At 69.8% G+C, this 11,809-nt stretch carries 12 protein-coding genes; 8 read left to right on the top strand and 4 right to left on the bottom strand.

The genetic code is table 11. From position 1 onward, the window contains the following. Nucleotides 1–25: 25 nt before the first annotated feature. Both IEY88_RS30995 and IEY88_RS30990 read right to left on the bottom strand, forming a co-directional pair. A complete protein-coding gene (locus IEY88_RS30995; RefSeq protein WP_189158431.1) occupies nucleotides 26–1,525 on the bottom strand; it encodes an AMP-binding protein in 1,500 nt (499 codons plus the stop codon). 53 nt (nucleotides 1,526–1,578) lie between these two features. Further along, the gene (locus IEY88_RS30990) at nucleotides 1,579–1,779 is read right to left on the bottom strand and encodes a hypothetical protein (RefSeq protein ID WP_189158430.1); all 201 of its coding nucleotides are present in this window, start codon (nucleotides 1,777–1,779) and stop codon (nucleotides 1,579–1,581) included. A 177-nt stretch (nucleotides 1,780–1,956) separates the two neighbouring features. On the opposite strand from IEY88_RS30990, the gene IEY88_RS30985 reads away from it, so the two are divergent. Next, nucleotides 1,957–3,147 carry an NAD(P)/FAD-dependent oxidoreductase gene (locus tag IEY88_RS30985; protein WP_189158429.1) on the top strand — a complete coding sequence of 397 codons (1,191 nt, stop codon included), beginning with the start codon at nucleotides 1,957–1,959 and terminating at the stop codon, nucleotides 3,145–3,147. Here IEY88_RS30985 and IEY88_RS30980 read toward each other — a convergent pair. Next, the gene (locus tag IEY88_RS30980) at nucleotides 3,144–3,617 is read right to left on the bottom strand and encodes a MarR family winged helix-turn-helix transcriptional regulator (protein WP_189158428.1); all 474 of its coding nucleotides are present in this window, start codon (nucleotides 3,615–3,617) and stop codon (nucleotides 3,144–3,146) included. The genes IEY88_RS30985 and IEY88_RS30980 overlap by 4 nt on opposite strands. Before the next feature lie 82 nt (nucleotides 3,618–3,699). On the opposite strand from IEY88_RS30980, the gene IEY88_RS30975 reads away from it, so the two are divergent. The 7 genes from IEY88_RS30975 to IEY88_RS30945 all read left to right on the top strand — a co-directional run bounded on the left by IEY88_RS30975 (nucleotide 3,700) and on the right by IEY88_RS30945 (nucleotide 10,984). Next, nucleotides 3,700–4,281, top strand: coding sequence for an FMN-dependent NADH-azoreductase (locus IEY88_RS30975; RefSeq protein ID WP_189158427.1), 582 nt, complete (start codon nucleotides 3,700–3,702; stop codon nucleotides 4,279–4,281). A 10-nt stretch (nucleotides 4,282–4,291) separates the two neighbouring features. After that, on the top strand, nucleotides 4,292–4,684 hold the full coding sequence (locus IEY88_RS30970) for an NUDIX hydrolase (protein ID WP_189158426.1): 393 nt from the start codon (nucleotides 4,292–4,294) through the stop codon (nucleotides 4,682–4,684). A 140-nt stretch (nucleotides 4,685–4,824) separates the two neighbouring features. Next, on the top strand, nucleotides 4,825–6,255 hold the full coding sequence (gene rox, locus IEY88_RS30965; RefSeq protein WP_189158425.1) for a rifampin monooxygenase: 1,431 nt from the start codon (nucleotides 4,825–4,827) through the stop codon (nucleotides 6,253–6,255). A gap of 65 nt (nucleotides 6,256–6,320) precedes the next feature. After that, complete coding sequence (locus IEY88_RS30960) at nucleotides 6,321–7,271, top strand: tetratricopeptide repeat protein (RefSeq protein WP_189158424.1); 951 nt, start codon at nucleotides 6,321–6,323, stop codon at nucleotides 7,269–7,271. Beyond that, complete coding sequence (locus IEY88_RS30955) at nucleotides 7,271–7,594, top strand: hypothetical protein (protein ID WP_189158423.1); 324 nt, start codon at nucleotides 7,271–7,273, stop codon at nucleotides 7,592–7,594. The genes IEY88_RS30960 and IEY88_RS30955 overlap by 1 nt, the downstream gene beginning before the upstream one ends. A gap of 41 nt (nucleotides 7,595–7,635) precedes the next feature. Continuing rightward, nucleotides 7,636–9,789 (top strand): protein translocase subunit SecD, encoded by a 2,154-nt coding sequence (gene secD / locus IEY88_RS30950; RefSeq protein WP_189158422.1) that lies wholly within the window; start codon nucleotides 7,636–7,638, stop codon nucleotides 9,787–9,789. Between the two features lie 34 nt (nucleotides 9,790–9,823). Beyond that, entirely contained in the window at nucleotides 9,824–10,984 is a 1,161-nt protein-coding gene (locus IEY88_RS30945; protein ID WP_189158421.1) for a lactate 2-monooxygenase, read from the top strand. Nucleotides 10,985–11,024: 40 nt separating this feature from the next. On the opposite strand, the gene IEY88_RS30940 is transcribed toward IEY88_RS30945, so the two are convergent. After that, nucleotides 11,025–11,804, bottom strand: coding sequence for an ESX secretion-associated protein EspG (locus tag IEY88_RS30940; protein WP_189158420.1), 780 nt, complete (start codon nucleotides 11,802–11,804; stop codon nucleotides 11,025–11,027). Nucleotides 11,805–11,809: the final 5 nt, after the last annotated feature.

Below are 11,809 nucleotides of genomic sequence, written 5' to 3'. Positions count from 1 at the left end.
AAGCCCCCTCACTTCGAGGGTGACTCTAGTAGTGCTCCCGCAATTGACGTTTCAACACTTTGCCGGCCGCGTTGCGCGGCAACTCGTTGACGAAGAAAACATCGCGGGGAACGGAGTAGCGCGCCAGGTTCGCCTTCACATGTTCACGTATGTGTTCGGCCGTCAGGGTTTTTGCGCCGACAACGAAAGCGGCGAGGCGCTGGCCCCATTCCTCGTCGGGAACACCGAGGACCGCGACCTCCGTGACGCCGTCCAGCATCGAGAGGAGGTCCTCGACGTCGTGCGGGTAAACGTTCTCGCCACCTGAGACGATCATTTCGTCGTCGCGGCCGGCCACGAACAGCAAGCCGTCCTTGAGATAACCGAGATCACCGGTCGACATCAGGCCGTTCAAAGATTCCTTGCTGGTGCCGTTGGTGTAGCCGTCGAACAGCATTTCGTTGCCGACGAAGATCCGCCCGGTCTCACCCGGTGCCACGGGCTTGCCCTGGTCGTCCACAATGGCCAGTCGGGTGCCGAGCGGCGGCTGGCCCGCCGTGCCGGGTTCGCGCAGCATCTCCTCGGGTGTGGCGATGCTCGCCCAGCTCACCTCCGTCGAGCCGTAGAGGTTGTAGAGCACCGGGCCGAACTCGCGCAGGGTGCGGGCGGCGACCTTCGGCGGGAGTGCCGAGCCGCTGGACGCGATGATCCGCAGCTTCGGCCGGTGCTCGGTCTCCAGCATCCGTTGCAGCATCACGGGAACCACGAACATCGCGGTGCACCGGTCGGCGTCCTTCAGGGCCTGCGCCGGGTCGAACTTGCGGCGCAGCACGAGGGTCGCGCCGAGCACGAGGCCGAGCTGGAACGCGGCGAGGCCCCAGGCGTGGAAGAGCGGGGAGGTGATGGAGATGACGTCGCCGTGCTTGAGCGGGATCCGGGAGAGCAGTGCGGCGGCGGGGGCGAGGCTCGCTGGTTCCGGTCGGCGGGCGCCCTTCGGCGTGCCGGTGGTGCCGGAGGTGAGGATGATCAGCCGGCCGCGCGGGGGCCTGCGGGGGAGTGGCGACGTGGCCCCGTTGGTGATCAGCGACTCGAGTTCGTCGGTGAAGAACGTGGGCAGGTCTGGCACCACGTCGGCGAACTCGCGGTCCGCGACGATCCTGTCGATCTTCTGGTCGTGTGCGACCTGGGCCAGTTGTCCTTTGCTCAGGCTGGTGTTGAGCAGCACGGCGTCCGCGCCGATCTTCGTGCACGCCGTCATCGTCTCGATGAACGCCCGGCCGTTGCGGCACAGCAATCCCACGCGTTCCTTGGCGCGAAAGGCATGGGCGAGCCTGCTGGTGCGCTCGTCCACCTCCGCGTACGTGAGCACGCCGTCGTCGTCGATGATCGCCGCGCGGTCCGGGTGCCGTCCCGCGCCCGTCTGATACCCCCACGCCAGCGTGATGTCCCACTGCAGATACCCGCGCACGGTGCCGGAGAGCCCTCGGGGGCCCAACGGCCGGATCACTCCGGCTTTGACCAGGGTCAGCAGCACGCGGGTCACCATGCGACCCACTCTGCCATCTACCTACTAGCGAGTAGGTAACGGTGTGACGGCGGTCACACGTCAGTGTTGGACGCGCTCACGACGGCATCGCGCAACGCCGCCCGGAGACGGCCGACCTCCAGTGGTGTCAGCACGGCGGCCTCTCCCGGCGGCACGGTGATCACGATGTGCCCCTGGCTGACGAACACCGTCATGTCCCGTCGGCGCGAAGCGATGTCGCGGCAGCTCACCTGCCACTCCTCTTTGGCTCCCACGGGTTTCTTCCTCCAGCTCACTCGGCGCGCCGGCTCGGTGCCACCGGCGCTCACGTCAGTAGAGACGTGCGTCACCGTTGGTCATGACGGAGGTTTCGACTTCTCCGTTCGGCGACCGCGCCGAGCTGCGGTTAGCGTCGCACGTGGGATGAGAGTAGGTCACCTGGAGGGGTGAAAATGGCGGAACCGCAACGCATCGTGATCGTCGGCACGGGTCTCGCCGGTGCCTCCGCGGCGAGCGCTCTGCGTGACCGCGGCTACGACGGCAAGATCACCATGTTCGGCACCGAGCGCCACCGCCCGTACGAACTTCCCGCGCTGTCCAAGGACGTGCTGCTCGGCAAGGCCGCCGAACCGGCGTGGGTGCACGAGCCGGGCTTCTACTCCGACAACGAGATCGAGCTCCTGCTCGGAGTGTCCGTCCTGGACCTGCGCCCCGGTGATCACACGATCGTGGACTCGGATGGAGCAGTGCGTTCCTACGACCGGCTCCTGCTCGCGACCGGCTCCCGCCCGCGCGTTCTGCCTGGCGCACAGGGACATGTGCTGCGCACCCTCGACGACTCGCTGGCGCTGAGGTCCGCGTTGTGCGAGGGCCGGCACGTCGTGATCGTCGGTGCGGGCTGGATCGGCTGCGAGGTCGCGTCCGCCGCGCGCTCGCACGGCTGCCGCGTGACGGTCGTCGACCCGCTGGCCGAACCGCTCGTGCGCGTGCTCGGCGCCGAGATGGGCGCGATGTTCCGCGGCCTGCACGAGGAGCACGGCGTGGAGTTCGAGCTGGGCACCGGCGTCGCGAGCTTCTCACCGTCCGGCGTGCGGCTGGACAACGGCACCGAACTGCTGCCGGACGTGACGGTGCTGGCCGTGGGAGCGACACCACGACTCGAACTGGCCGAGGCCGCCGGGCTGGAGCTGGCCTCCGGTGGGGTGGCGGTCGACGCGCTGCTGCGCACGTCCGCGCCCGACGTCTTCGCGGCCGGTGACATCGCGGCGGCGCAGGACCACCCCCGCCACGGCGACCGGATCCGCGTCGAGCACTGGGCGAACGCGAAGGACCAGGGCACGCACGTCGCGGGGTCGTTGCTCGGGATGGACGAGCCCTACGTGAAGTCGCCGTACTTCTTCACCGACCAGTACGACCTGGGCATGGAGTACCGCGGGCTCGCCGGCCCGGACGACGAACTGGTCGTGCGTGGCGACGTGGCGGCGCGAGAGTTCATCGCGTTCTGGCTGCGCGGCGGACGGCTGCGCGCGGCGATGAACGTCAACGTCTGGGACCACGGCACGGCGCTGAAGGCGCTGGTGGATGCGCAGGCGACGGTGACGCCGGAACAGCTGAAGGAATCCGACCTGGGCGCGCTCGTCTAGATGCAGGAGCCGTGCATCGGGCCCTCGCCGCGCGAGAGGTCCTGCAGGGCCTTGCGGATGATCGTCATCTCCTCGGGGGAGAAGCGGGAGTGGAAGGCGCGTTCGACCTCGGCGAGCGCGTCACCCGCCTCCTTCTGCAGCGCACGGCCCTTGTCGGTGATCACCGGCGTACGCACGCGCCGGTCGTTCGGGTCGGGCACGCGCATGACCAGCTCGGCCCGCTCGAGCTTGTCGAGCTCGCTCGTCAGCGTGGTCTTGTCGAGGCCGAGCATCGCGCCGAGCTTGAGCTGGGTGCGCTGGGCCTCTTCGGTCGCGAGCGCCTGCAGCACGAGCTGACCGCGCAACGAGATGCCGAACTTCACGATCTCGTCGGCGAACGCGGAGCCGACGCGCTGGGCGGCGCGGTGCAGCAGCCAGTTGATGTCCCACTTCTGCAAGCAGGCTTCGATCAGTTGTGGCTGCTCCTCCATGTGTTCCATCCTACATCCCGTAGGAGATGTTCTTGCCTCGGAACATCTTGACTCGGAAGTTCTTCACTCGTATGTTCCGAGTATGACCAATCTGCTGCACCTCGACACGAGCATCCGGTACGAGGGTTCGGTGACCCGCGAGGTCTCCGGGGCGTTCGCCGAGAGCTGGCGTGCCGCGAACCCCGGCTCCGGCTACACCTACCGCGACCTGCACGCGTCGCCGATCCCGCACAAGGACGGCACCGACCAGGGCATCTCCGCAGGTCTGATCGCCGAGGTCGACGCCGCCGACGTGATCCTCATCGGCGCCCCGATGTACAACTTCTCGATCCCGTCGACGCTCAAGGCGTGGATCGACCAGGTGGCGACGTCCGCCAACTTCGCCCGTGAGGACGGCACGTTCGCGTGGGGCGGCAAGCGCGTCGTCGTCGTGACGGCCCGTGGCGGCTCGTACAAGCCGGGCACGCCCCGCGAGGGCTTCGACTTCCAGGAGCCGTACCTGCGCGCGGTGCTGTCGATGGTCGGCCTCGACCAGAACCTGGAGTTCGTGCACGCCGAGCTGACGCTGGCCGACGTGGTGCCGCAGATGCACCAGTTCCGCGAGCTCGCGGTCGAGTCGCTCGCCGACGCGCACCGCGTGGTCAAGGAACTCGCCTCCGCCTAGGCTCGATCGTGTGATCGACAAGGTGGCTTGGATCTATCTGATAGACGGCCAGGTGCTCGGCACCCGGTCGAGGGGCAAGGACACGTACTACCTGCCCGGCGGCAAGCGCGAGCCGGGGGAGTCCGACGTCGAGACGCTCGTGCGTGAGATCCGCGAGGAGCTGTCCGTCGAAATCGACGGGGCGTCGGCGAAGCACCTGGGGACGTTCGAGGCGCAGGCACACGGCCATTCGTCGGGGGTGACCGTGCGGATGACCTGCTACACCGCGTCGTTCGACAGGGAACCGGTGGCGTCGGCCGAGATCGAGGAGCTCGCCTGGCTGACCACCGCCGACGCGGACCGTATCTCCCCGGTCGACCGGATCATCTTCGCCCACCTGAACTCGCAGGGGCTGCTTCGCTGACCCCCGAAAAGAGGAAAAGGAGAGCAGCGCTCTCCTCCCACTTCAACATATAGCGCACCCGGGGTCTTGCCACAAGACCCCGGGTGTACTTCATCATTTCCCAGCCAACGTGATCTACCTGGGGAAATGGGGAAGACTCCATGATCGACGTCATCATCGCCGGCGGTGGACCGACCGGCATGATGCTGGCTGGCGAGTTGCGGCTGCACGGCGTGAGCGTGGTGGTGCTGGAACGGGACCCCGAGCCGACCAAGGTCGTCCGGGCGCTCGGCATGCACGCGCGCAGCATCGAGATCCTGGACCAGCGCGGCATCGCCGACCGGTTCCTGGAGGCGGGCACGACCCATCCGCTCGCCGGGTTCTTCGCGGGCATCGACAGGCCCGCGCCGGAGAAGCTCGGCACGAAGTACCCGGTCGTCCTCGGCCTGCCGCAGCCGAACATCGACCGCCTGCTCACCGAGCACGCCGCCGAGGCCGGTGCCGAGATCCGGCGCGGCAGCACGGTCTCGGCGTTGTCGCAGGACGGCGAGGGCGTGACCGTCGAACTGGCGGACGGCACGTCGTTGCGGGCCCGGTACCTGGTCGGCTGCGACGGCGGCCGCAGCACCGTGCGCAAACTGGTCGGCATCGACTTCCCCGGCGAGCCGTCGCGGGTGGAGACGCTGCTCGGCGAGATGGAGATCGGGATCCCGTGGGAGGAGGCGATGCCGTTGATGCTGGAGGTCCGCAAGACCCAGAAGCGGTTCGGCATCGGCCCGATGGGCGGCACGGCGACGTACCGCGTCATCGTGCCGGCGGAGGGGGTGAACGAGGACCGCGCCGTGATGCCGTCGTTCGACGACTTCAAGAGGCAGCTGGTCGCGGTCGCCGGGACGGACTTCGGCGTGCACTCGCCGCGGTGGATGTCCCGGTTCGGCGACGCCACCCGGCAGGCCGAGCGCTACCGCTCCGGCCGCGTGTTCCTCGCGGGCGACGCGGCGCACATCCACCCGCCGACCGGTGGGCAGGGGCTCAACCTCGGCGTGCAGGACGCGTTCAACCTCGGGTGGAAGCTCGCGGCGGCGGTGCGCGGCCGGGCTCCCGACGGGTTGCTGGACACCTACGAGGCCGAACGGCACCCCGTGGCCGAGGAGGTGCTGAACAACACCCGCGCGCAGATCGAGCTGATGAAGGTCGAGCCCGGTCCGCAGGCGGTGCGGCGGGTGTTCACCGAGCTCGTGCAGTTCGAGGAGGTCAACCGGTACCTGATCGAGAAGATCATCGCGGTCTCGGTCCGGTACGACCTCGGGTCGGAGAACGACCTGGTCGGGCGTCGGATCGGGGACCTCGCGCTCAAGCGCGGCGGGCTGTACTCGCAGATGCACGCCGGTCGGGGCATCCTGCTCGACCAGGCGGGGACGCTGTCCGCCGGTGGCTGGGCGGACCGGGTGGACCACGTCGTCGACGTCAGCGAGGACCTGGACGCGCCCGCCGTGCTGATCCGGCCCGACGGGCACGTGGCGTGGGCCGGCGAGGACCAGGAAGGGCTGGAGGGGGAGCTGAGGCGCTGGTTCGGGGAGCCCACCGGCTGAGCACCGGGGACGCCCGCTGAGGTCACCCGTTCGGGGGCCGGAGGCGCTTTGTCACACTGTGCGGCGTGTCCGAGCCGATGACAGCGGTGCTCCTGCGTGCCGCCGACCTCACCGCCTCGGGGAAGCCGCGGCAGGCGATCGACCTGTTGCGGCCCCTCGTGGCGGCGAACCCCCGGCACGCCGAGGCGTGGTGCCGGCTCGCCGCCGCCCACCTCGACCTCGGTGAGGCGGACCAGGCGCTCGACTCGGCCAAGCGCGCGATGGTGCTCGACGGCGAGCCCGCGTGGCCTCAGCGACTCGCGGCGCTGGCCCTGAGCGACCTCGGCCGGCACCAGGAGGCGGCGGTCGCGGCGCGGGAGTCCGTGCGGCGCAAGCCCGGCGACTGGCGTTGTTACGTCGTGCTCGCCGAGGTCCTGGCCGACTCTCCCGACGGCGCCGTCGAGGCGTTCGACTCGGCCCTGCACGCCTCGCAGCTCGCGCCGACCGAGGCACGGGCGTTCCAGGTGCTGGGCGACGCGGCCCTGCGGATGCGCGACTGGGGCACCGCCGAGCACGCGTACCGGTCGGCGATCAAGCTCGACCCGTCCGACGCGGACTCGAAGGCCAACCTCGCGACCGTGCAACGGCGGCGTTCGACGAAGCCCGTGCAACTGCAGTTGAACAAGGTCCAGGTGTGGCGTGCGCTGCGCATGCTCTCGTTGCTGCTGATCGGCGGCGGTTTACTGGCGTTGATCGCCGGCATGCCCCGGCCGACGCCCTACCTGGGGTTCTTCACCGGTGCGCTGGTGCTGTGCTGCCTGGTCGTGGCGTTGCGGCTGCGTCCGTTCAAGCTGCTCTTCAGCCTGCGCAAGCTCGCCGTGACGGTCTCGCTGCTCGCGGTTTCGGCCGTGGTCCTCCTCGGCTGGACCGTCGCGTTGTTCTTCGGGGCTACGACGATGCAGCCACTTGTGCTTTCCTGGTTATGCGCTGTCGTGGGGGGAGCGCTCGTCTACGTCGGTGGAGGCAGGAAGCGGTGATGCGTCGCAACGCGGTCGCGCTCGCGTTCCTGCTGTTCCTCGGACAGCTGTTCATCGTCGCCGCGCCCGCCGAGCCCGTCACCGCCGGTTCCGTCGTCCGGCACGGCCACGACTTCGCGAACCTGCCGGTCACGACGCCCAAGCCGCACAACGTGCAGGCAGCCCAGGTGCCGCAGGCCCAGGTCGCCTCCGACGTGCCGCCCGTCGCGAAGCCCGCGCTGCCGTTGCGGTTCGTCGTCTCCTTCGCCCGGCGCGTGCACCGCACGCCCGAGGGCATCCGCTGGACCCCGCAGCCCGCTCGTTCACCGCCTTCCGGTCGCTGAATCCCTTTTCCAGCAACCCACTCCGGAAGGTCCTTTCACCCATGTCGCGCGACACCGCGCGACGGGGTCTCCTCCTGCGTGCTCTCGCAGCGCTCGGGGTCCTCGTCGCATCCGCATTCCTGTTGCTCACCACCGATCCCCGCCTCGGCCTCGACCTGCGTGGCGGAACCCAGATCGTCCTCGAGGCCAAGGGCGACTCCGACGCCGCCGACCGTTCGATGGAGGTGCTGAGGCGCCGCGTCGACGCGCTGGGCGTCGCCGAACCGGTGATCGCCCGCTCCGGCGAGAACCGCATCGTCGTCGAGCTGCCCGGCGTCCAGGACCCGGCCGAGGCCGTGAAGGTCCTCGGCCAGACCGCGCAGCTCACCGTGCAGCGCAACGGTCAGACGGTCATGACCGGCGAGGGCATCTCCGACGCCCAGTCCACGCGCAACCCGCAGGGCGCGGGTTTCGTGGTCAACATCCAGTTCCAGGGCGAGGGCTCCAAGACTTGGCAGAAGGTCACCGGCGAGGCCGCCTGCGAGCCGTCCGGCACGCCCGGCCGGCAGATCGCGTTCGTGCTGGACGGCAAGCCCATCTCGTCGCCCGAGGTCAGCCTCGATACGCCCTGCGGCGCCGGTCAGGCCGGTGGCGCGACCACGATCACCGGCCGTTTCTCCCAGCCGGAGGCCAAGGAGCTCGCGCTCGTCATCCGTTCCGGCGCGCTGCCCGTGCCGGTCGAGGTGATCGAACAGCGCACCGTCGGCGCCACCCTGGGCGCGGAGGCCATCGAGGCCAGCGCCAAGGCCGCCATCATCGGCATCGCCCTGACCTCGCTGTTCCTCATGTTCGCCTACCGCCTGGCCGGGTTCCTGGCCGTCGTCGCGCTCGTTGGCTACGCGGGCGTCGCGTACGCGGGGCTGCTGGCGGTGGGGGCGACGCTGACCTTGCCGGGCCTCGCCGGCTTCGTGCTGGCGATCGGCATGGCGGTCGACGCGAACGTCCTGATCTTCGAACGAGCGCGGGAGGAGTACGCCCGGAAACCGAATCTCCGGCGTGCCTCCGAGAGCGGCTTCCGCGGCGCGTTGAGTGCGATCGCCGACTCGAACGTGACGACGTTGCTGGCGGCCGGTCTGCTGTTCTGGCTGGCCACGGGCCCGGTCCGCGGCTTCGGCGTCACGCTGACCATCGGTGTGCTGGCGTCGATGTTCAGCGCCCTGGTGCTCTCCCGCGTGCTGGTGGTGTGGGCCATGGGCCTGAAGTTCGTCGCTCGTCGTCCCCGGTTGAGCGGCCTGCACACGCTGGGCTTCGTCCGCCGGCGGCTGTCCGTCCTGCTCTACCGCCGTCCGTCGTTGTGGCTGATCAGCGCGGGTGCCGTGGTGCTCGTGGCGGGTGCGGGCCTCGTCGCGCGGGGCCTGAACCTGGGTGTCGAGTTCACCGGCGGCCGCATGCTCGACTTCACCGCGGGCGGCCCGATCGACGCGGGCCGCGTGCGCACCGCCCTGTCCGACGCGGGGTTCTCCGAGGTCGTCGTCTCGTCCTCGGGCAACGAGGTGTCGCTGCGCACCAGTCCGATCGACGAGGCCACCTCGTCCCGGCTGGGGCAGATCGTCTCCTCGGCCGTCGACGGCGGAGCCCGCCAGTCCAGCAACGAGCTGATCGGCCCGTCGCTCTCGTCCGAACTGCGCCGCAACGCCGTGATCGGCCTGGCCATCGCCGTCCTCGCGCAGCTCGGCTACCTGGCCGTGCGCTTCGACTGGCGACTCGGCCTCGCCACGGTCGCCGCGCTCCTCAGCGACGTGCTGGTGCTGGTCGGTATCTTCGCGTGGATGGGCAAGACGGCCGACGGCGTCTTCCTCGCCGCCCTGCTGACCGTGATCGGCTACTCGGTCAACGACTCGGTCGTCGTCTTCGACCGCCTGCGCGAACTGCGCGGCTCCCGGTTGAAGGCGCTGTACCCGGACGTCGTCTCGGACGCGGTCGTCCAGACCGTGCCGCGCACCGTGAACACCGGCATCGGCGTGCTGTTCGTGCTGGCGGCGTTGCTGGTGCTCGGTGACGGCTCACTGGCGAACTTCGCGGTCGCGCTGCTGATCGGTCTGGTCGCCGGCACGGTGTCCACAGTGGTCACCGCCGCGCCCGTGGCGATCTGGCTCGAGTCGCGCTGGCCCAGGAAGGTGGTCGCGAAGAAGCGCCCCGCCGCCGCGCGGGTCTAGTGCGTGCTGCCGGTTTCGTAGCAAAGTAGGCGGCATGACCTCCTTCGCCTCGTACCAGAACGAGATCTACCTGCAGGGGCTCGGTGGTGCGGTGCCGCCGTTCACCACCGACCCGGACGCGCTGGAGCAGTCCGCGCGCGACCGGCTGGGACCGGGTCCGTTCTGGTACGTGGCGGGAGGTGCGGGGTCGGGCGCCACCGTGCGGGCCAACCGCGAGGCGTTCGACCGCGTCCGGATCGTGCCCCGGATGCTGACGAACTCGACCGAACGGCATCTGGGTGTGTCGGTGCTGGGTACCGAGCTGCCGGCGCCCGTGATGCTCGCACCCGTTGGCGTGCAGTCGATCCTGCACCCGGACGGTGAGCTGGCGACGGCGCGTGCGGCTGCCGAGCTCGGCGTGCCGATGGTGTTGTCGACCGCTTCCTCGCACACCATCGAGGAGGTCGCCGAAGCCTCCGGCGACGGGCCGCGCTGGTACCAGCTCTACTGGCCGAACGACCCCGACGTGTGTGCGTCGCTGCTGGACCGGGCGCGCAAGGCCGGGTACACAGCGCTGGTCGTCACCCTGGACACGTGGACGCTGGCGTGGCGGCCGCACGACCTGGACCAGGCGTACCTGCCGTTCCTGCGCGGTGTCGGCACGGCGATCCCGTTCAGCGACCCGGTTTTCCGTGCCGGACTGCACAAGTCGCCCGAGGAGGACATGCCGATGGCGATCCTGCGGTGGGTGCAGCTGTTCACCGGCACCGACAAGTCGTGGGACCAGCTGTCGTTCCTGCGCGAGCACTGGGACGGGCCGATCGTCCTCAAAGGAATCCAGCACGCGGACGACGCGCGGAAGGCCGTGGAGTACGGAATGGACGGTGTCGTCGTCTCGAACCACGGCGGTCGCCAGGTCGACGGCGCGGTCGGGTCGCTGGACGCGCTGCCGTCGATCGTCGAGGCGGTGGGGGAGCAGGTGGACGTGCTGTTCGACTCCGGGATCCGCACCGGCGCCGACATCGTGAAGGCGCTGGCGCTGGGGGCCAAGGCCGTGATGGTCGGGCGGCCCTTCGCGTACGGGCTCGCGCACGGCGGTCAGGTCGGTGTGCGGCACGTGCTGCGCAGCCTGCTCGCGGACTTCGACCTGACGCTCGGGCTGTCGGGTCACCGCAGCCCGGCCGACCTGGGGCCGGACGCGCTGCGGTTCTCCTGACAAGACGTCGGCCGGAGACCCGGCCGACGTCCTTCGATCTCTACGGCATGGTGGCGGTCATGTGTGCCAGCGTGCCGAAGTCCGCCGGCTGCACCCGCAGCCAGCCGTCGCTCTTGGCCGCGAGGTACCGCCCGCTCGGCGTGTCGATGTACGTCAGCGGGTTGGCGCACCGCTGCTTGCGGCCCAGGTGGTCGCGCTTGGCCGAGAAGACCTGGCCGCCGCCGGTGCGCGGCTGCGACATGATCTCGTTGAGCTGCGCGACGAGCTGGTCGTTCGGCGTGCTCGTCGGCCTGCTCTGCTGCAGGAACGAGCCGGTGTCCTCGTAGGACGGCTGCCGCTTCTGCTGCAGGGCTTCCTCGGGCAGCGTGATCGGACTGCCCTTGCCCGCCGGCGTGGGCGGCAGCGCGCCGACCAACGCCTGCGGTGCCTCCTCCGGCCGCACCGGTTCGAGCACGAACTGCTGGTCCGGCGTCAGCAGGATCCGCAGCGCGTCCTGACCGTTCGACACGACCAGCACGCTCTGTTGCGGACCGTCCTTCAGGCTGAAGAACGCGTAGTACTCCACGCCGGCCTCGACCACGAGCCGCAGCGCGTTCGTCAGATCCGGGTGGATCTGCCCGCCGCGCGCGAGCCCGTACTGCTCGAGCTGCGCCCACGCCGACCTCTGCAACCGTTCGAGCTCGCTCACGTCACCCGACTCGAGGAGTCCCTCGTCGAAGTCGACCTGAGCGAGCAACGCACGGTGCAGCGTCGGCAGGCCCGCGGCCTGCCACGCCTGGTACAGCGCCGTGACAGGGATGGCGACCCTGCTCCGCAGCACGTTTC

The organism is Lentzea pudingi (assembly GCF_014646255.1).
Classification (GTDB): domain Bacteria; phylum Actinomycetota; class Actinomycetes; order Mycobacteriales; family Pseudonocardiaceae; genus Lentzea; species Lentzea pudingi.
This window is presented reverse-complemented; position numbering and strand designations above follow the sequence as displayed.